This window comes from Gilliamella apis (assembly GCF_002142155.1).
Taxonomy (GTDB): domain Bacteria; phylum Pseudomonadota; class Gammaproteobacteria; order Enterobacterales; family Orbaceae; genus Gilliamella; species Gilliamella apis.
Map to the genome: position 1 here is coordinate 135,905 of NZ_NASD01000001.1, position 18,942 is coordinate 154,846.

Sequence of the window (18,942 nt, forward strand, 5' to 3'; positions counted from 1 at the left end):
TAGAAAGATGGCAAAGCAACCAGGATTAGATTTTCAAAGCACACGAGGCGGTAGTGGTGAGCTTAAAAGACGTTTATTATTTGTGCTTTTAGCGCTTATTGTTTTCCGTCTTGGTTCTTACGTTCCGGTTCCTGGTATTGATACTAAAGCGTTATCGGACTTACTACAATCATCATCTAATGGTATTGTTGGTATGTTCAATATGTTCTCTGGTGGTGCTTTAAGCCGTGCTTCAATTTTTGCTTTAGGGATAATGCCTTATATTTCTTCATCTATTATTGTGCAGTTATTAACGGCAATTAACCCTAAATTAGCAGAATTGAAGAAAGAAGGTGAATCAGGTCGTAAAAAAATCAGTCAGTACACCCGTTATGGCACATTAGCTTTAGCAATTGTACAAGCAGCTGGTATTGCGACTGGTTTACCGAATATTCCTGGTTATAGTCATGTAGTGATTAACCCAGGATTTTCTTTCTATTTTATTGCATCGATTAGCTTAGTTACTGGCACTATGTTTCTTATGTGGTTGGGTGAGCAAATCACGGAACGCGGTGTAGGTAATGGTATTTCTATCATTATCTTTGCTGGTATTGTGGCAAGTCTTCCTCATGCAATATATGAAACAATTGAACAAGCTCGTTCTGGTTCATTGCATCCGATTTTATTATTAGTCGTAGCAGCATTAGTGGTTGGTGTGACTTACTTTGTTGTTTTTGTCGAACGTGGTCAACGACGTATAGTTGTTAATTATGCGCAAAGACAGCAAGGCCGTCGTGTGTATGCTGCACAAAGTACACATTTACCATTGAAGATTAATATGGCAGGTGTTATTCCTGCAATATTTGCTTCAACAATTATTATGTTACCATCAATGATGGCTTCTTGGTTCCAAGGAAATGGTGAAGGATGGAGATATGTCTTTGTTCTTATTGGACAATACTTCTCTCATGATCAACCGTTATACATAATCTTTTTTGCAGCAGCGATTATCTTCTTCTGTTTCTTCTATACAGCATTGGTTTTCAATCCTAGAGAAACAGCAGATCAGTTAAAGAAATCAGGTGCATTTATTCCAGGTATCCGTCCAGGTGAACAAACATCGAAGTATATTGACAAAGTAATGACACGTTTAACGCTAATCGGCGCTATTTACATTACTCTTGTATGTTTGGTACCAATGTTTATGACAAGCGCAATGAAAGTTCCAGTTCAATTTGGTGGAACATCATTATTAATTGTGGTTGTTGTAATCATGGATTTTATGGCACAAGTACAGACTTTAATGATGCCAAATCGTTATGAGTCAGTGTTAAAGAAAGCGAATCTTAAAGGCTATGGCCGATAAGTTAGCCAGAAGTTACGGAGAAAAAAATGAAAGTTCGTGCTTCAGTCAAGAAATTATGCAGAAATTGTAAAATCATCAAACGCAATGGCATTGTTCGTGTTATTTGCATTGAAGGTAAACATAAACAACGTCAAGGTTAATATTATTTAACTGTAAAGTTGAACTTTTGCATATTTTACTTGCCAAAGTATAGTAAAGCTGGCTAGAATAGCCAGCCTAAAAAATTTTTTTGTAGATCCATTGTTTGAGTATCCTGAAAACGGGCTTTTCAGTATGGTGGATCTACTGAACATTAACAATAAAGGAGTGCATAGTGGCCCGTATAGCAGGCATTAACATTCCTGATCAACAACATACTGTTATTGCGTTACAAGCAATTTATGGTATCGGTAGTACTCGTGCAAAGACAATTTGTGCTGAAGCGGGTATTCCTGAACATGTTAAGATCAGAGAACTATCTGAAGATCAGATTGAACAGTTACGCGAACAAGTCGCTAAATTCACTGTTGAAGGTGACTTACGTCGTGAAGTAACTATGAGTATCAAGCGTTTATTAGACCTTGGTTGTTATCGTGGTGTGCGTCATCGTCGTGGACTTCCTGTCCGTGGTCAACGCACTAAGACTAACGCTCGTACCCGTAAGGGACCGCGTAAGCCAATCAAGAAATAATTGAGGTGATAATAAATGGCAAAGACACCTGTTCGTACACGTAAACGTGTTAAAAAGCAAGTTTCTGATGGTATAGCTCATATTCATGCATCATTTAACAATACAATCGTAACAATTACCGATCGTCAAGGTAATGCGTTGGGTTGGGCAACCGCTGGTGGTTCTGGTTTCCGCGGCTCTCGTAAATCAACTCCTTTTGCAGCTCAAGTAGCAGCAGAACGTTGTGCCGAAGCTGTAAAAGACTACGGAATTAAGAATCTGGAAGTTATGGTTAAAGGACCTGGTCCTGGTCGTGAGTCAACAATTCGTGCATTAAATGCAGCGGGTTATCGCATCACTAATATTACTGATGTTACTCCGATTCCTCATAACGGTTGTCGTCCACCAAAGAAACGTCGTGTTTAATTTTTTATTAAACATTGAATGTTTATAGGATTATTGGAGAAAAAAAATGGCAAGATATTTGGGACCAAAGCTCAAATTAAGTCGTCGTGAAGGTACAGATTTATTCCTTAAGTCTGGCGTCCGAGCGGTTGATAGTAAATGTAAGTTAGAACAAGCTCCTGGACAACATGGTGCGCGTAAACCGCGTTTATCAGATTATGGTGTTCAGTTACGCGAAAAACAAAAAGTTAGACGTATTTATGGAATTCTAGAGCGTCAATTCCGTAATTACTACAAAAATGCAGCACGTATTAAAGGTAATACTGGTGAAAACCTACTTGCTCTTTTAGAACGTCGCTTAGATAACGTTGTTTATCGTATGGGATTTGGTGCAACTCGCGCTGAAGCTCGTCAATTAGTTAGTCATAAAGCTGTTCTTGTTAATGGTCATGTTGTGAACATCGCATCTTATCAAGTTTCACCTGAAGATGTTATTAGTGTTCGCGAAAAATCAAAAAAACAAGCACGTATTAAAGCCGCTTTAGAGTTAGCTGAACAACGTGAAAAACCAACATGGTTAGAAGTTGATGCTAGCAAAATGGAAGGTGTATTTAAACGCTTACCAGAACGTTCAGATTTATCTGCTGACATCAACGAACATTTGATCGTCGAACTTTACTCTAAGTAAAGTTTAGCACTTAAGAGAGGACATAATGCAGGGTTCTGTAACAGAGTTTTTAAAACCTCACCTAGTTGACGTTGTTCAATACAGCCCAACTCATGCGAAAGTGACTTTAGAGCCACTTGAGCGTGGTTTTGGTCATACTTTAGGTAATGCACTACGCCGCATTTTATTATCATCTATGCCGGGATATGCAGTGACCGAAGTTGAAATTGACGGTGTTCTGCATGAGTATAGTACTAAAGAAGGCGTTCAAGAAGATGTGCTTGATATTCTGCTTAATTTGAAAAAATTAGCGGTTCGTGTACATACTAAAGATGATGTTATGCTGACTTTAAATAAATCAGGCGTTGGTGCTGTAACTGCATCAGATATCACTCACGATGGTGATGTTGAAATTGTTAATCCTGATTTAGTAATTTGTCATCTTACTGATGCCAATGCTTCAATTAGTATGCGTATTCGTGTACAACGAGGACGTGGTTATGTCCCTGCTTCTGCTCGCGTTAAGTCAGAAGATGAAGAGCGACCAATTGGTCGTCTATTAGTTGATGCATGTTATAGTCCAGTTGAGCGTATTGCATATTCTGTCGATGCTGCTCGTGTGGAACAACGTACCGACTTAGATAAACTGGTTATCGATATGGAAACTAATGGTACTATCGATCCAGAAGAATCTATTCGTCGCGCATCTACTATTTTGGCTGAACAACTTGAAGCTTTTGTTGATTTACGTGATGTACGTCAACCAGAAGTCAAAGAAGATAAACCGGAATTTGATCCAATTCTTTTACGTCCAGTAGATGACTTGGAATTAACTGTTCGGTCTGCTAATTGCTTAAAAGCAGAAGCAGTTCATTATATTGGTGATTTAGTGCAACGTACTGAAGTCGAGTTACTTAAAACCCCTAATCTTGGTAAAAAATCTCTTACTGAAATTAAGGATGTGCTCGCATCTCGTGGTTTATCTTTAGGCATGCGTCTTGAGAATTGGCCACCAGCAAGTATTGTTGAAGACTAAGATAAAATTTATATAAGAAGGATAAAGTTATGCGCCATCGTAAAAGTGGTCGTCAACTGAACCGAAATAGCAGCCATCGTCAAGCGATGTTTCGTAATATGACAAGTTCATTAGTTGAACATGAAATTATCAAAACAACATTGCCTAAAGCAAAAGAGTTGCGTCGTGTCGTTGAGCCGTTAATTACGTTAGCTAAAAGCGATAGCGTAGCTAATCGCCGTCTGGCTTTCGCTCGTATCCGTGATAAAGATACAGTAAAAAAATTATTTTCAGATTTAGGTCCACGTTTTGCTACCCGTCCGGGTGGTTATGTTCGCATTTTAAAATGTGGTTTCCGTGATGGAGATAATGCTCCAATGGCTTATATTGAATTAGTTGATCGCCCTGCGGTAGAAGCAGAAGCAGCAGCTGAATAAAAATAATTAAAGCTTAAACTAAAACCGGCTATTTAGCCGGTTTTTTATTATCTAGATATTACCTAATTGAGTATTTTTATTACTACAATTTTACTATTTGCTTTGCAATAATCATGATTTTATATGCCATGGACAAAATGGGTTGGTTGCTTCTTGATTTTAATTTCTCTGCTTTCTTATCGAGGGTATAATTTTATTGGTAAAAAGTAGATTTTAGAGTCCCTCGAATTATTAAACTTGTAGTTAATAATGAGGAGGCGGTGTTTCTTCTGATAAATTAGCAATATTTGAGGTTTGTGTAGCCTGTAACTTTTGTGACAATAACATTAATTGTTCTTTGAGTTTGCTGATATCTGCTTGAAGATTAACAACCATTTGATTGAGTTCTTCAATGGTCATTTCTTGGAATGCGACTTTAGTTTCTAATAATTCCAGTTGTTGGTTCATAGTTTATTCATTAATTAGTTTAGTAATTTTATATTGTAAGTAAAAGTAATTATAAAATCCATCCTCGTTCGGCAAAAGAAACATACTCTCCCTTACCAATCACAAGGTGATCAACAATGCGAACATCTATTAATTCACAAACTTGTTCAATTTTCTTTGTTAATATCCGGTCAGCTTGACTTGGTTCAGCCAATCCTGATGGATGATTATGAGCTAAAATTAATGCTGCTGCATTGTGTTGTAATGCCCGTCTAGCTACTTCTCTCGGATGAACCTCTACACAATTATAGGTTCCAACAAACATCTCTTCAGAAGTAATGACATGATGCTGATTGTCTAAAAATATCACCATAAAAATTTCACGATCTTTATCCATTAAGCGACTAGCTAGGTAATGATGGGTTAAGCTTGGCGATGTTAAGTAATTTTCATGGCTTATTTTAACTTTCAAATAACGATTAGAAAGTTCAACAACCGCTTTTAACTGAGTATATTTTGCAGTTCCAAGACCTTGCTTTTTACAAAACTCATCGTGGCTAGCATTTATTAAATGATAAAATGAGCCAAATTCATTTAATAATTTTTGCGATAAATCTAGGACTGGTAAATTACGTATACCTGTGCGTAAGAAAAGGGCGAGTAATTCCGCATCAGATAGTGTTTCGACACCAAATAGTAATAATTTTTCTCGAGGCATTAAGGTGGTTTTTTGTTCTGACATAATTGGATTCTTGTTATTCACACAAAATGTGATTATTAGCTATGTTGTGAAAAATAATAAGTAGAGATATATAACGTTGTGAACAAGTTCGCAGTAATGAAATTATTTTTACAGCAAATAAAAAAGCGCTTGTTAGCGCTTTTTAACTGGTTATTTATTTGAAAATTAATGACAGCCACATCCGCCGTGACCACCGCCACAACAACCGCTTTCTTCTTCATCTTCATCGTGGTCATGTCCGCCACAACCGCAGCCACCATGCCCGTGGTCATGACCATGCGCACCATGAATATGTCCATGCGATATTTCATCTGGTGTTGCTTCACGAATTGCTAATACTTCGACATTGAAATTTAGATCTTGGCCTGCTAGCATATGATTGCCATCGATAGTTACACTATCGCCATCAATTGCAGTAATTTCAACAGGTAAAGAGCCTTGATCAGTGTCAGCAAAAAAACGCATACCGACTTCAAGTTCGTCAACACCAACAAAAACGTCACGTGGCACATTTTGTACTAGTGCATCATTAAAATCACCATAAGGATTAACTAGTTCAACGTCAAATTTATCACCAACTTGATGGCCTTCTAAGGAATTTTCAAGATCTTGTAATAAGTTTCCTGCACCGTGTAGATATTCGAGTGGTGCTACTGTTGTTGCTTCATCAACTAAAACACCATCTTTAGTACGAACTTGATATGCTAAACTTACCACTGTGTTTTTTGCTATTTTCATGTTTTCTCCAACAAACTGTTACTGAGCAAATAGTGTTAGATTTTAACGGAAAAAAATCCATCTGTATGCTATTTTTTCGTATTTTAACAAGTTTTGCTAATGTTTTATTTTTTGAAGTGCTTTTGTTTCAAGAGACCAATTTTAATTAGTAAATAATAGTTGGATAGCTTGTTGAAATCAATTAAGCTGATAGCGTGAATTTTATACAGTACTTTATTGTAGCTAATATTAAATTATTGCTAATGACTAAAAATAGTGAGGAAAGGGGGATTTTATGTTGAAAGTTAATGATTATTTTGAAGGGAAAGTGAAATCTATCGGCTTTGAAAATGGTTCTACCGGTAAAGTCTCTGTTGGTGTGATGTTACCAGGTGAATATATTTTTAATACTGATAATCCAGAGGAAATGACCGTCATAACCGGTTCACTTAAAGTGTTATTGCCTACGGCAAATGATTGGCAAATATTTGAAGCTGGACAAGTTTTTCATATTGCTAAAGAAAGCAAATTCGATGTTCAGGTTTCAGAACCAACCGCTTATTTGTGTCGTTACCTCGCAAAATAAAGATGCACCAATGTATTACAAATAATATTATTAAATTAACCATTGGATTCGACAGCACGATTTATATTCTATTGAAAAATTTGATCATATGTTATTTGGGTAATGATAATTTATTAGATTTTTAAGGTTCTATAAAATAGACTTAATGATTATTAAATCATCATAATTGTATTTTAATTGTCAAAAAGTGATAGATAATTTTTAGAATTAAGATACTAAACTTTTGATTTAGATTAGCTAATATAGTAAGAATTTACAGATAAAATGGATTAGTAAAAATTTTATGTTTTGAATTAGACAGCAATATTAATTTACTCTATACAAAAGTTTGATTATCTAGAGGTTAAGATAAAAAATATCAAGGTGATAAATTAAAAAATAAGGTGTCAGTTATTTATTCTGACACCTTATTTCATTTAAGTTTATATTATTTAAGTTCTAATTCATTCATAGCAGCGATGCTAAACCCACCATCAACATGAATAACTTCACCGGTAATACCTGAAGATAGGTTCGAACATAAGAATGCTGCTGAATTACCCACATCTTCGATGGTTACTGTTCGGCGAATAGGAGTGACTGATTCACAGTGTGATAACATCTTTTTGAAATCTTTGATACCTGATGCCGCTAAAGTACGAATAGGACCTGCTGAAATCGCATTTACACGTATACCTTCAGGTCCCATAGCATTAGCCATGTAACGTACGTTTGCTTCTAGAGATGCTTTAGCAAGACCCATCACATTATAGTTAGGAATTGCACGCTCAGCACCTAGGTAAGAAAGGGTAACTAATGCTGAATCAGGATTAAGCATTGAACGACAAGCTTTAGCCATCGCAACAAAGCTATAAGAGCTGATATCGTGGGCAATTGCAAAACCTTCACGCGTTACGGCATTAACATAGTCACCATCTAATTGATCTCCTGGCGCAAAAGCAATAGCGTGCACAAAACCATCAAATTTATCCCATGTTTTGGCTAACTCAGTAAATAACGATGTGATACTGTCATCATGTGCCACATCGCAAGGTAAAACGATTTTAGAATTAAAATCAGCAGCAAACTCTTCAACACGGCCTTTTAATTTTTCGCTTTGATAAGTAAAAGCTAATTCAGCACCTTCTCGGTGCATCGCTTTTGCAATACCGTATGCAATAGAACGATTACTTGCCACGCCGGTAACCAGTATGCGTTTACCTGTTAAAAATCCCATAAATTATTCCTCTAATATTTTTTACTATATAGTCTAGAATGTTGATGATTATATGTTGATATAGTTAACTTCGCTACTATAAATTCATTTTTACCTATTTAATTGTCATTTTATTTTTAAAAAAGAGGTTGTTTATTTGGTTAATAGTTGACTATAATGCTCAACTATTAAATAGCTTCGTTTGGTAAATAGTGATGAAAGATTTAGTTTGCTATAAAACGCTACCAGTTTGGGATGTAACAACTCTACCGAAAATGTTTTGTGAAAAACATAATACCCAAGTAGGAACATGGGCAAAATTAAACATTATTAAAGGTCGTGTGAATTTTGATATGTTAACCGAGCAAGGCGAGATTATTTCGCAACATGTTTTTGATGTTGAGCATCAACCGCCTTTTATTCAGCCTCAACAATGGCATCGAATAGCTAATGTATCCGATGATTTACAGTGCCAACTGGCTTTTTATTGCCAACCTGAAGATTATACACATAAAAAATATCAAATGACGCAAACCCATTCTGACGTATCAGAAATCTGTCAAATGATTCAAGCCGGAAAAGCGTTAGATTTAGGTTGTGGTTCAGGTCGTAATTCACTCTATTTGCAGCTACTTGGTTTTGATGTTGATGCCGTTGATAAGTCAGAGATGAGTATTAATAATTTACAGCAAATTATTGCCAATGATCATTTAGCGCATATCAATGCATCTATTTATGATATAAACCAAGCTAATTTAACAGGTAATTATGATTTAATTATTTCAACCGTTGTGATGATGTTTTTACAACCTAATAGAATTCCCGATATTATTCACAATATGCAAACGATAACTAAATCAGGCGGTTATAATTTAATTGTTTGTGCTATGTCAACGGATGATTTTCCTTGCACAGTTGGCTTTTCGTTTACGTTTAAAGAGAATGAACTACGTAATTATTATCAGGATTGGAAGATTATAAAATATAATGAGGATGTTGGCGAATTGCATAAAACGGATATCCATGGCAACCGAATAAAACTTCGTTTTGCGACGCTATTCGCCAAGAAACCATAATATTACAGGATGCTTCCTGTAATATATTTTTTTACTATTGGTTATTACCCAGTATTTTACCAACTTCAAACCACGCTTTTCGAGAGTTTAATAAATCTTGGGCTGACATTGGTTTTTTACCTGCTGGTTGTAATACTGTCATATTTAACGCCCCATCGCTAGTGGCAATACAGATGCCTTTTTTATCAGCCTGCAAAATGGTACCGATGGGTTGATTATGTTCAACAGTAATAACTTGAGCTTGCCAAACTTTTACGGGTTCACCATTTACTTCAAAGTAACTAACTGGCCACGGGTTAAATGCCCGCACACATCGTTCCAATTGTTTCGCTGATAAATTCCAATCTAATTTAGCCTCTTGCTTAGATAATTTTTCGGCATAAGTGGCTTGTGATTGTTGTTGCTTTTCAGGTTTAACTTTTCCTTGGTTAATTAGTGTTAGCGTATCAAGTAATGCTTGAGGGCCTAATTTAGCCAATTTTTCATATAATGTTGCACTAGTATCATTCGCTTCAATTGGGCATGCTAATTTATACAGCATATCCCCAGTATCAAGGCCAGCATCCATTTGCATAATGGTGATGCCGGTTTCGCTATCACCAGCCCAACAGGCGCGCTGAATTGGTGCTGCACCTCGCCATCGAGGTAATAAAGAACCGTGAACATTTAAGCATCCTAGTTTTGGCATATCAAGCACAGCTTGAGGTAAAATCAATCCATAAGCAACCACAATCATAATATCAGCATTTAGATCGGCAATGATTTGCTGATTTTCTTCTGTTTTTAGTGTGGCCGGTTGATAAATGGGAAGATTATTTTCGATTGCTAATTGTTTTACTGGGCTTGCCGTTAATTTATTTCCTCGACCTGCAGGTCTATCTGGTTGACTGAAGACGGCGATGACATTATGGTTTGAGTTAATTAATGCTTCTAAATGTGTGGCAGCAAAATCAGGCGTGCCGGCAAAAATAATATTTAAGGGATTTGTTGTTGATGTCATGAGTGATAATATCCATAATCAAAATATAATAGATAGTATACTTCAAATTGTTCTAAGAATCTTTAATCACAAAAGTATACCCCTAATAGATATCACTTTTGTGTTATATAAAAAATATTACGTAGGTTACAGCGGTAAGTTACGTTGAATCATCGCATTTTTGTAAATGTCATAAGAGTTGGTAAAAAGTTGTTTGATAAAATAATAGTAAAAAAATCCACCAAAAATTCCGCCACAAAATATGCCCATAACAACCGCCGTTATGATAATTTTAGATTTATTATCAATAGTATTTTTCGCATCATTATATAATTTGATTAATCTTTCATCTGATGTTTTATTATTATTTATTGATTTTTTTACTGTTAATGTATGTAACACTGTTAATATATAAATAAATAAACTAAAACTGCCAATTAGGCATGTCATTATGCCTATAAACATGAAAAATTGTTGAGCATTACTCATTTTCTAACTCCTTATTCCTTAAATTATCTTATCATCCAGACACTCTATAGCAACAGTAACATATATTGTGATAAATATTTTCTTATTATTTAAAATGGAAAAAAGATTGGTACTAATGCTATATCAACAGCCATCACTAGAAAAGTTAATGGTACGCCAATCTTAACAAAATCACTAAAGCTATATCCTCCTGGAGCCACTACCATTGTTTTAATTGGTGATGAAACAGGTGTAATAAATGAAGCCGATGTTGCAATCGCCACTGTCATAGCAAATGGATACGGTGAATAGCCAAATTTTATGGCTAAATCAATCGCAATTGGTGCAATCAAAATTGCTGTTGCGGTATTAGAAATAAATAATCCCACCGTTGAGCACAATAAAAAGATAAAGGTTAACACCATATAAGGACCAAACGATCGTAAATGAATTTCAAGCCATTCCGAGATTAATGAAATTCCCCCAGTTTTATTTAAAGCTACTGCAAAAGGCATCATACCAATAATGAGAATTAATGTTGGCCAATGAATCGATTTATAGGCATTAGCCATATCAATACAACGTGTTGCTCCCATTAATAGACAGGCGATGAGCGCGGCAACAACATTTGGCACAATTCCGGTAACCATTAAAATAATCATCAAGGCTAGATTAAATAGTGCTATATAAGCTTGCGAGCTAGCAGGGGCTACATCATCAATATCTGATGGATAATCTAACACCACAAAATCACTGGTACGAGTTTGAAGTTTTTGGATTGAGCCCCAATCACCACAAACTAATAACGTATCACTCATTTCTAAGCGTTCTTGGAATAAGTTATTAGTCTCAACAGGAGCATGATTTCGCCAAATACCAATCACGGTTAAAAAATATTTACTTCTAAAATCTATCTCATTAAGCGTTTTACCACATAATGATGATTCTGGGAGTAATGCTACCTCGGCCATGCCAACTTCTTTTACTTGTTCAGAAAAATATTCACCACGTAAAATTTTGGGTTCAAGATTATTGGTCGTTAAAAATGTACGGTAATCCGCTTCGGAATGGGACATATCCAATAAAAGAATATCGTTTTCTCTAAATTCGGTGGTTCCATTAACCGGAATGAGGACTTTTTGAAACTTTCGCCAACGTTCGATACCAATAACATTTACTCCGTGTTCACTGCGTAAATGTAAACCGTCAATAGTTCGACCAACAAAAGGGGATCCTGCAAGAATTTGCGCTCGATGCGCTCGACCAATTAATTTATAATCTCTAATCAGGTCGGTAATTTTACGCCTTTGTGGTTGACTATTGGTTGGTGTAATTTGGTCGGCTGTCAGTAACCAATTGCGAGTTAGTACGCAATAAATAACACCAACGATTAATACTCCAAGACCTATTGGTGTAATAGAGAAGAAACTAAACTCGGTTAAATGTGCTCGACTCAGTTCACTATTCACTACTAGGTTTGGTGCAGTAGCAACTAGGGTCATCATGCCACTAATTAGCGCAGCAATACATAGTGGCATCATTAGTTTTTTTACATGTATACCGGTATGATTGGCAATACTAATCGCTACTGGAATAAATATCGCTACAACACCTGTTGAGCTCATGATCGATCCTAATAATGCTATACCTAACATAATAAATGTTATAATTCGTATATCATTTTGACCCGCTGCTTTTAATATGTATTCACTCATTTTGTAAGAGATACCGGTTCTTACTAGGCTTTCCCCAATAACAAATAGCAATGCGATTAAGATAATGTTTGGATCGCTAAATCCTGAAAGTGCTTCTGCAGGGGTTAATACCCCGGTAACGGTGATTGCGGTTATAATGAGAAGTGCGATAATATCCATTCTTAATTTACTGAATGAAAACAGTAGAATAGCAATAAAAAGTAATAAACAAACAGTAATAAGAGGATAATATTCGATTATATAACTAGGCAAAAAAGCCGACATTGATGATACAAAACTATGCCCAGATGACAAATGTTCCACAAAAAGTAGCTCTATAGTGTTGAGTAGATTTTCGACATAATACCTTGATTTATAGTAATAGGGAATATCTTCAAATAAAGATTATTCCATGCCGTCATTTGTCTTTATGACATTTTTAACATTTTCTGCTGTTTTATTTTTCGACTATTCGCATTCATAAAACTTAGGTGTAAGTTAGTTAACTTGAATTATTTAATTCTAAACCATATTGAGGAGACCGTATGTCATCAAAAAAATCAGTTGCACAGATTATTGTTGATGTTTTAGCTCAAGCCGGTGTGAAACATTGTTATGGTATTGTTGGTGATACATTAAATCAGATTACTTCCGCTATTAAAAAAAGTGATATTGAGTGGGTACATGTTCGTCATGAAGAAGTTGGCGCTTTTGCTGCTGGCGCTGAAGCCTATTTGACCGATCAAATAACAGCATGTGCTGGTTCTTGTGGACCGGGAAGTTTACATTTTATTAATGGTATTTATGAAGCACAACGTAATAAAGTACCGCTTATTTTATTGGCTAGTCAGTTGGTTACTTCTCAACAAGGAACGGATTTTCCGCAAGAAGTTGACTTTGAAGCAGTTTATAAAAACTGTTCTGTATTTTGTCAGCAAATTACTGATCCAACTCAAGCAAGGCGAATTACCATTGCAGCAGTTCAAGCTGCGATTAATCAGCGTGGGGTTGCTGTTTTAGTTATTCCTTACAATATTAGTTTAACTAAAGTCGAGGATAACAGTGAATACAATATCTATCATCCGAATCCTATAATTCGTCCATCTGATGATGAGTTGGCTAAAATTTCTAAAATTTTAAATGAAAATAGTAAAGTGACAATCTTTGCTGGGCATGGGGTATCAGACGCTCATGATGAATTAGTTGATTTGGCTCATAAATTAAAATCACCAATAGTCCACACATCAAGAGCTAAAGATTTTGTTGAATATGATAATCCCTATAATGTCGGTATGACGGGGATGTTTGGTATGGAGTCTGGCGCCACGGCTATTAAAGATTGTGATGTGCTTTTAATGTTGGGTGTTGATTTTGCATGGTCTCAGTTTTATCCAGATAATGCAATAATTATTCAGGTCGATATCGATGCTACTCATCTTGGTCACCGCCATAGTGTAGAGGTTGGTGTAGTTGGGGCAAGCAAAGCAACTTTAGCGGCATTATTACCACTAGTTGACGAAAAAACAGATACGACATTTCTGGATAAATGTTGTGAATTACACATTAAAGCAATCGATAAATTAAATAAAAAAGCGATACCATCAAAAACAGTTATTCACCCGCAATATTTAACCGAATTGATTGATAAATATGCTAATGATGATGCGGTACTTTGTGCTGATGTTGGTTCGGCGATGGTTTGGGCATGTCGCCATTTCTCAACCAATGGTAAAAGACGTACCGTTATTAGTTTAAAACACGGCACTATGGCCAATGCGATGCCACAAGCATTGGGTGTGCAAAAAGCCTTTCCTCATCGTCAAGTTATTACCTTATCCGGGGATGGTGGTATTAGTATGCTGTTAGGTGATTTATTGACTACAATTCAGGAGAATCTACCCATCAAAGTTATCGTACTAAATAATAGTTCACTTAATTTTGTTGAATTAGAACAAAAATCGGAAGGGCTTGTCGATCACTATACTGATTTAAAAAATCCTGATTTTGCTAAAGTTGCCGATGCAATGGGATTGTATTCAATTAGAGTTGATAATTCTGATTTGCTTGAAGCGGCCGTGCAATCATTCTTGGCCCATCCTGGTCCAGCTTTATTAGATGTTAAAACAAGCGAGTATGAACTAGTTATGCCGCCGGAAATACATAGTTCACAAGTGATGGGAATGGCGCTTTATAGTGTAAAAGCATCATTGCATGGCAAAATGAAAGATGTGGTTAATTTGTTGGTGGATAATTTTGTTAAAAAATAAATCACAAAGTTAACAATTGAGTATTATCTTAAAAAATTTTGAGGAAAGGGGTTTTTTAGCCTAATTTTAACGATATCTGCCGCATATGGCGGCAGATAAGTTGAATTAAAAGCTAACGGCGCCTTCTTCTGCTGAAGTAAGATTCTCTCGAATAACCGAATAAAGTTCTCGGCCAAAGCCTCGATGTGAATCGGTTAAATCGATTGGTTCTGCTTGTCGCATTGCTAGTTCCGCTTCGTCGACCAATAATGTGATTTCGCCAGTTTGACCGTTGACACGAATCATATCGCCTTGTTGTACTTTGCTTAACAATCCTCCAGCATAAGCTTCAGGTGTGACATGAATTGCGGCTGGTACTTTACCTGAGGCGCCAGATAAGCGACCATCAGTTAATAAGGCAACTTTATAACCGCGATCTTGTAACACGCCCAATGGTGTTATTAATTTATGTAGTTCCGGCATCCCGATAGCTTTTGGACCTTGATAGCGTACAACTACAACACAATCTTTATTGAGGTTGCCTGCTTTATATTCTGCATCTAAATCATATTGACTATTAAAAACTACGGCAGGAGCTTCAATAATTTGATGCTCTGCGGTAACAGCAGATGTTTTCATTATGGCTCGACCTAAATTGCCTGACATGACCTTTAGCCCACCATGGGAATTGAAAGGCTTTTTGATTGATGCAATCACATTTTCATCTAAAGATTTAGTAGGGCCTTCACGGAAAATTAGTTTGCCATTTTCTAAAATTGGTTCTTTGGTATAACGGCTTAGTCCACGCCCCACAACGGTTTCAACATCTTCATGTAATAAGCCGCCAGCTAATAATTCTCTTACAAGTAATGACGTTCCACCAGCCGCTTGGAAATAATTGATATCAGCAGGTCCATTTGGATATATTCGACTAAGTAGCGGTACAACAGTTGATAAATCAGAAATATCATCCCAATTAATAATAATACCAGCAGCTTTAGCCATAGCAACAATATGCATGGTTAGGTTGGTTGACCCACCTGTTGCTAATAGAGCAACTAAGCCATTAACAATGACTTTTTCATCAACCATTTTACCGACAGGCATATAATTACCTGATTGGTTCGTTAAGCGCGTAATCTGTTTTGCTGCTGCATTTGTTAATTCGTAACGTAATGCTGTTTCTGGATGTACAAAGGCTGCGCCAGGTAAATGTAAACCCATTAATTCGATGACCATTTGGTTACTATTCGCGGTACCATAGAAAGTACAGGTTCCGCTAGAATGGTATGATGCAGATTCAGATTCTAATAGATCTTCACGTGAGGCTTTTCCTTCCGAATAAAGTTGGCGAATACGAACTTTTTCTTTATTCGATAGGCCTGATGGCATTGGTCCTGAAGGGACAAAAATAGCCGGTAAATGCCCAAAAGATAGAGCTCCAATAAATAACCCTGGTAAAATTTTATCGCAAACGCCAAGATAAAGAGCTCCATCAAACATATTATGCGACAAGCCAACCGCAACTGACATTGCAATAACATCTCGGCTCATGAGTGAAATTTCCATTCCGGGTTCACCTTGTGTTACTCCATCACACATGGCGGGTACCCCACCGGCCATTTGACCAACAGCACCTATTTCATGTAATACTTTGCGAATTTGTTCGGGGTAAGATTCATAAGGTTTATGTGCAGATAACATGTCATTATAAGAACTGATAATGCCGATATTGCTTTTTAGTATATTTTTAAGATCATTTTTATCATCTAAACAGCAAGCGGCAAAGCCGTGTGCTAAGTTGCTACAAGGTAAACTTGCTCGAGTGACTTTTTTTAACATAGCGTGTTCTATTTTTTGTAAATAAGCCTCACGTGATGCTTTAGAACGATTAATAATACGCTGCGTTACAGCTAAAATAGTGGAATTCACATTAACCTCTCCGATCTTTTTTATTTTTTATTGTTATAAATTTATTCACAATTACATATTGAATTAATAACCTGCGTAGTTTCATTAATAACATCAATTAGCGATTGTTCAATATTGATAGCATAGACATCTTTTTCATCGGCAGTAGGTTCTTCTAAGGTGTCAAATTGTGACTGTAACATGCCAGATTTTTGGTAATGTCCTTTACGTTCAGCTAGACGCTGTGCAATAACCGCAAAACTTCCTTTTAGGTAAATAAAGTGAATATTTTTATTTTCGCCACGAATAATATCTCGATATTGTTGTTTTAATGCGGAACAAATTATGATCGAAACATCATTGACGTTACTCATCGCAAATGCGGCGTTACTAATTAGATTTAGCCACGGCAGTCTATCTTCATCATTTAGCGGAATACCGCTACGCATTTTTAATATATTGGCTTTGGGATGTAAAAAGTCGCCATCTAAAAAAGCCGCATTTAGGTTATCGGCAATTTGTTTAGCAACAACTGATTTACCACTTCCGGATACCCCCATAAAAATGAAAATATTTTTCTTCTCGGTCATTAGTTTATTCTCTAAACCACTCTGTTACGGGTAACATTTTGTCACTATATTCTTTTATTGCAATATAAAAAAGTTTCTTTTGTGACCTAGATCATATTTTTATTTGCGACCAAAAAATACTCATCTGGCTATTTTTCTTTGTTTTATTGCATTCACTATGATTTATAGCCATTTTCGGAAACTAAGTTAAAGTGAATGTACAGGGGCTTGTAGAAATGAAACTAGTTGCTAGTTAACGATTTGAAAATAATTTTTATAATCAAAATATTACATCTATGTTGATTAAATTAGTTATTGAAGTTGTGGTAAACTTTTTCTTTAGATAGTGTGTAGACTTTGATAAGTCATGATTTAAGTATAGATTACTAATATAACTGTTAAATAATAAATTTTTGATTGTATGCCCAAATTTTTATTAAACCTAAGCATACAATCAATATATCAAGCATTATTTAGTAACATCATTCATGATTTGTTTAAATGTTGAAAATGAACAAAAACCATCTTTATTCGTTGGACAATTTTCCATTTCTAATACAATTTTTTGCGGAGGAGTTTTCCTATTTAATTGGGTCAAGTTACGAATTTGATCGGTTGACTGATAAAAATATTCAATTTTCATTAATGCTTCACCAGTCTTGTTATCGCGCCATTTTTGAAATACAACTTTTCCACCAATTGGCGTAGTTTCAAATTGATTTGCTAGTGTATACGACTTAATTTTTATGGCGGAAAATAGTGATGCAACATTTGAGTCATGGCCGACTAAAAACGTAAATTTGCTTTTGTTGTTTTTTTCTGAAAATGTTTGATTGATATAATTAACTAAATTGGCTGCGATTTGTTTGGCTACAACAGGCGAACCAAATAATACGGTATTATAATTTTCTTTGATAGCGACTAATTTTTCAAACTGCTCGTTATTCTTTATTTTACCCCAGGCTATATCTGTTAATGGTGCCCCTTCGTAATATTGTAAAATAAAGGCATCCGCAATTGATGTTCCAGTACGAAGAGGACCTGTTATACCTGGTTCTTTGCCTTTTTCAATAATAAGTTTAGTTGGTAAAGCAGTAAAATCACATTGTTTATCATTTAAACAATTTGCCGAATTTGCGTAATTGATTATTTTGGACATGTCATTATAGGCGTTATCCAATTTTTTATTTAATCCTTCAATACCATTTGTATCAGCAATTTGATTGATTGATGCAATGGCAGACTCTTTAAATGTTGGGCTATCATCTTTAATTACAGGAAAGAATGTAGGATCCATAGTGCCTAATTTTTCTTTATGAATAATTGGGACAATGCAACCAGGAAAAGCGCCAACCGCAAAGTACTGACCAGTTGCGATAGTTCGTTGTAAGCTATTAGTATAAATATATACTTCTTTTTCTGTTGGACATGTATTTTCGCTTAATAATTTATTATCAACTAACCATTCACTAAAATAATGTCCAAAATAACTTTCTAATACTCCGCCTCGGGTAGTTAAATAACTAGCAGGTGTATCCCATTGTGGCCATTGATTAGGGGTTACTTTACCTAAAGTACTATTTGGACTAGCTAATGGAGCTCGTAATCCATGACGGCTGAAAACCACCACTTGTTCTAATGTATAATTATCTACTGTTTCTAATGCTTGTGTTGAGAAAGATAAAGCAAAAGATAGGCCTAATATTAATTTTAATTTTCGCATAAATAACCTCTTAAGTAACGTTCGAGGAGATAAGATCACCATGATATTGCTTGTGATAAGTAGGAGGTAAACACCAATAATTATTTCAATTA

Annotated in this window: 20 protein-coding genes; 10 read left to right on the forward strand and 10 right to left on the reverse strand. The window is 35.8% G+C overall.

Annotated features, from left to right (window positions below):
* Positions 1-7 precede the first annotated feature (7 nt).
* The 7 genes from secY (at position 8) to rplQ (ending at position 4,518) form a co-directional block, all read left to right on the forward strand.
* The gene (gene secY, locus B6C84_RS00750) at positions 8-1,345 is read left to right on the forward strand and encodes a preprotein translocase subunit SecY (RefSeq protein ID WP_065577882.1); all 1,338 of its coding nucleotides are present in this window, start codon (positions 8-10) and stop codon (positions 1,343-1,345) included.
* A 26-nt stretch (positions 1,346-1,371) separates the two neighbouring features.
* Entirely contained in the window at positions 1,372-1,485 is a 114-nt protein-coding gene (gene rpmJ, locus B6C84_RS00755; protein ID WP_034884218.1) for a 50S ribosomal protein L36, read from the forward strand.
* 173 nt (positions 1,486-1,658) lie between these two features.
* Positions 1,659-2,015: a 30S ribosomal protein S13 gene (gene rpsM / locus B6C84_RS00760; RefSeq protein WP_034902358.1), complete on the forward strand. Its 357-nt coding sequence runs from the start codon at positions 1,659-1,661 to the stop codon at positions 2,013-2,015.
* Positions 2,016-2,030: 15 nt separating this feature from the next.
* Positions 2,031-2,420: a 30S ribosomal protein S11 gene (gene rpsK, locus B6C84_RS00765; protein ID WP_025314405.1), complete on the forward strand. Its 390-nt coding sequence runs from the start codon at positions 2,031-2,033 to the stop codon at positions 2,418-2,420.
* Between the two features lie 46 nt (positions 2,421-2,466).
* The gene (rpsD, locus tag B6C84_RS00770) at positions 2,467-3,087 is read left to right on the forward strand and encodes a 30S ribosomal protein S4 (protein WP_065577881.1); all 621 of its coding nucleotides are present in this window, start codon (positions 2,467-2,469) and stop codon (positions 3,085-3,087) included.
* Positions 3,088-3,112: 25 nt separating this feature from the next.
* The gene (locus B6C84_RS00775; protein WP_034902352.1) at positions 3,113-4,102 is read left to right on the forward strand and encodes a DNA-directed RNA polymerase subunit alpha; all 990 of its coding nucleotides are present in this window, start codon (positions 3,113-3,115) and stop codon (positions 4,100-4,102) included.
* A gap of 29 nt (positions 4,103-4,131) precedes the next feature.
* Positions 4,132-4,518: a 50S ribosomal protein L17 gene (gene rplQ / locus B6C84_RS00780; protein ID WP_034884211.1), complete on the forward strand. Its 387-nt coding sequence runs from the start codon at positions 4,132-4,134 to the stop codon at positions 4,516-4,518.
* Positions 4,519-4,761: 243 nt separating this feature from the next.
* Here rplQ and B6C84_RS00785 read toward each other — a convergent pair whose 3' ends face one another.
* The 3 genes from B6C84_RS00785 to slyD form a co-directional block, all read right to left on the reverse strand.
* Entirely contained in the window at positions 4,762-4,965 is a 204-nt protein-coding gene (locus tag B6C84_RS00785; protein ID WP_034902349.1) for a SlyX family protein, read from the reverse strand.
* 49 nt (positions 4,966-5,014) lie between these two features.
* Positions 5,015-5,686 (reverse strand): RadC family protein, encoded by a 672-nt coding sequence (radC, locus tag B6C84_RS00790; protein ID WP_086321191.1) that lies wholly within the window; start codon positions 5,684-5,686, stop codon positions 5,015-5,017.
* 165 nt (positions 5,687-5,851) lie between these two features.
* The gene (slyD, locus tag B6C84_RS00795) at positions 5,852-6,424 is read right to left on the reverse strand and encodes a peptidylprolyl isomerase (protein WP_034902343.1); all 573 of its coding nucleotides are present in this window, start codon (positions 6,422-6,424) and stop codon (positions 5,852-5,854) included.
* 274 nt (positions 6,425-6,698) lie between these two features.
* Here slyD and ppnP point away from each other — a divergent pair, with 274 nt between their 5' ends.
* On the forward strand, positions 6,699-6,989 hold the full coding sequence (gene ppnP / locus B6C84_RS00800) for a pyrimidine/purine nucleoside phosphorylase (RefSeq protein WP_034902339.1): 291 nt from the start codon (positions 6,699-6,701) through the stop codon (positions 6,987-6,989).
* Positions 6,990-7,416: 427 nt separating this feature from the next.
* On the opposite strand, the gene fabI is transcribed toward ppnP, so the two are convergent.
* A complete protein-coding gene (gene fabI / locus B6C84_RS00805; RefSeq protein ID WP_034902336.1) occupies positions 7,417-8,205 on the reverse strand; it encodes an enoyl-ACP reductase FabI in 789 nt (262 codons plus the stop codon).
* Positions 8,206-8,399: 194 nt separating this feature from the next.
* Between fabI and tehB the strand changes: the two genes are divergently transcribed.
* Complete coding sequence (tehB, locus tag B6C84_RS00810) at positions 8,400-9,260, forward strand: SAM-dependent methyltransferase TehB (protein WP_086321192.1); 861 nt, start codon at positions 8,400-8,402, stop codon at positions 9,258-9,260.
* A gap of 34 nt (positions 9,261-9,294) precedes the next feature.
* Here the strand turns inward: tehB and fmt are convergent, their stop codons facing one another.
* From fmt to B6C84_RS00825, 3 genes are all read right to left on the reverse strand, one after another.
* Positions 9,295-10,260, reverse strand: a complete 966-nt coding sequence (gene fmt, locus B6C84_RS00815; protein WP_086321193.1) for a methionyl-tRNA formyltransferase — start codon at positions 10,258-10,260, stop codon at positions 9,295-9,297.
* 126 nt (positions 10,261-10,386) lie between these two features.
* Positions 10,387-10,728 (reverse strand): hypothetical protein, encoded by a 342-nt coding sequence (locus B6C84_RS00820; RefSeq protein ID WP_086321194.1) that lies wholly within the window; start codon positions 10,726-10,728, stop codon positions 10,387-10,389.
* 89 nt (positions 10,729-10,817) lie between these two features.
* Positions 10,818-12,686 (reverse strand): SLC13 family permease, encoded by a 1,869-nt coding sequence (locus tag B6C84_RS00825; protein ID WP_065577877.1) that lies wholly within the window; start codon positions 12,684-12,686, stop codon positions 10,818-10,820.
* Between the two features lie 260 nt (positions 12,687-12,946).
* Here B6C84_RS00825 and B6C84_RS00830 point away from each other — a divergent pair, with 260 nt between their 5' ends.
* Positions 12,947-14,668, forward strand: a complete 1,722-nt coding sequence (locus tag B6C84_RS00830) for a thiamine pyrophosphate-dependent enzyme (protein WP_086321195.1) — start codon at positions 12,947-12,949, stop codon at positions 14,666-14,668.
* A gap of 105 nt (positions 14,669-14,773) precedes the next feature.
* On the opposite strand, the gene edd is transcribed toward B6C84_RS00830, so the two are convergent.
* The 3 genes from edd to agp all read right to left on the reverse strand — a co-directional run bounded on the left by edd (position 14,774) and on the right by agp (position 18,850).
* The gene (gene edd, locus B6C84_RS00835) at positions 14,774-16,579 is read right to left on the reverse strand and encodes a phosphogluconate dehydratase (protein ID WP_086321196.1); all 1,806 of its coding nucleotides are present in this window, start codon (positions 16,577-16,579) and stop codon (positions 14,774-14,776) included.
* A 41-nt stretch (positions 16,580-16,620) separates the two neighbouring features.
* Positions 16,621-17,148: a gluconokinase, GntK/IdnK-type gene (locus tag B6C84_RS00840; RefSeq protein WP_065577874.1), complete on the reverse strand. Its 528-nt coding sequence runs from the start codon at positions 17,146-17,148 to the stop codon at positions 16,621-16,623.
* Positions 17,149-17,596: 448 nt separating this feature from the next.
* On the reverse strand, positions 17,597-18,850 hold the full coding sequence (gene agp / locus B6C84_RS00845; RefSeq protein ID WP_086353766.1) for a bifunctional glucose-1-phosphatase/inositol phosphatase: 1,254 nt from the start codon (positions 18,848-18,850) through the stop codon (positions 17,597-17,599).
* Between the last annotated feature and the right edge of the window lie 92 nt (positions 18,851-18,942).

What these genes read in the sequence shown, in the direction of transcription:
- secY (WP_065577882.1), top strand. Translation starts at nt 8, where the DNA reads ATGGCAAAGCAACCAGGATTAGATTTTCAAAGCACACGAGGCGGTAGT.
- rpmJ (WP_034884218.1), top strand. Translation starts at nt 1,372, where the DNA reads ATGAAAGTTCGTGCTTCAGTCAAGAAATTATGCAGAAATTGTAAAATC.
- rpsK (WP_025314405.1), top strand. Translation starts at nt 2,031, where the DNA reads ATGGCAAAGACACCTGTTCGTACACGTAAACGTGTTAAAAAGCAAGTT.
- rpsD (WP_065577881.1), top strand. Translation starts at nt 2,467, where the DNA reads ATGGCAAGATATTTGGGACCAAAGCTCAAATTAAGTCGTCGTGAAGGT.
- B6C84_RS00775 (WP_034902352.1), top strand. Translation starts at nt 3,113, where the DNA reads ATGCAGGGTTCTGTAACAGAGTTTTTAAAACCTCACCTAGTTGACGTT.
- rplQ (WP_034884211.1), top strand. Translation starts at nt 4,132, where the DNA reads ATGCGCCATCGTAAAAGTGGTCGTCAACTGAACCGAAATAGCAGCCAT.
- B6C84_RS00785 (WP_034902349.1), bottom strand. Translation starts at nt 4,965, where the DNA reads ATGAACCAACAACTGGAATTATTAGAAACTAAAGTCGCATTCCAAGAA.
- radC (WP_086321191.1), bottom strand. Translation starts at nt 5,686, where the DNA reads ATGTCAGAACAAAAAACCACCTTAATGCCTCGAGAAAAATTATTACTA.
- slyD (WP_034902343.1), bottom strand. Translation starts at nt 6,424, where the DNA reads ATGAAAATAGCAAAAAACACAGTGGTAAGTTTAGCATATCAAGTTCGT.
- ppnP (WP_034902339.1), top strand. Translation starts at nt 6,699, where the DNA reads ATGTTGAAAGTTAATGATTATTTTGAAGGGAAAGTGAAATCTATCGGC.
- fabI (WP_034902336.1), bottom strand. Translation starts at nt 8,205, where the DNA reads ATGGGATTTTTAACAGGTAAACGCATACTGGTTACCGGCGTGGCAAGT.
- tehB (WP_086321192.1), top strand. Translation starts at nt 8,400, where the DNA reads ATGAAAGATTTAGTTTGCTATAAAACGCTACCAGTTTGGGATGTAACA.
- fmt (WP_086321193.1), bottom strand. Translation starts at nt 10,260, where the DNA reads ATGACATCAACAACAAATCCCTTAAATATTATTTTTGCCGGCACGCCT.
- B6C84_RS00820 (WP_086321194.1), bottom strand. Translation starts at nt 10,728, where the DNA reads ATGAGTAATGCTCAACAATTTTTCATGTTTATAGGCATAATGACATGC.
- B6C84_RS00825 (WP_065577877.1), bottom strand. Translation starts at nt 12,686, where the DNA reads ATGTCGGCTTTTTTGCCTAGTTATATAATCGAATATTATCCTCTTATT.
- B6C84_RS00830 (WP_086321195.1), top strand. Translation starts at nt 12,947, where the DNA reads ATGTCATCAAAAAAATCAGTTGCACAGATTATTGTTGATGTTTTAGCT.
- B6C84_RS00840 (WP_065577874.1), bottom strand. Translation starts at nt 17,148, where the DNA reads ATGACCGAGAAGAAAAATATTTTCATTTTTATGGGGGTATCCGGAAGT.
- agp (WP_086353766.1), bottom strand. Translation starts at nt 18,850, where the DNA reads ATGCGAAAATTAAAATTAATATTAGGCCTATCTTTTGCTTTATCTTTC.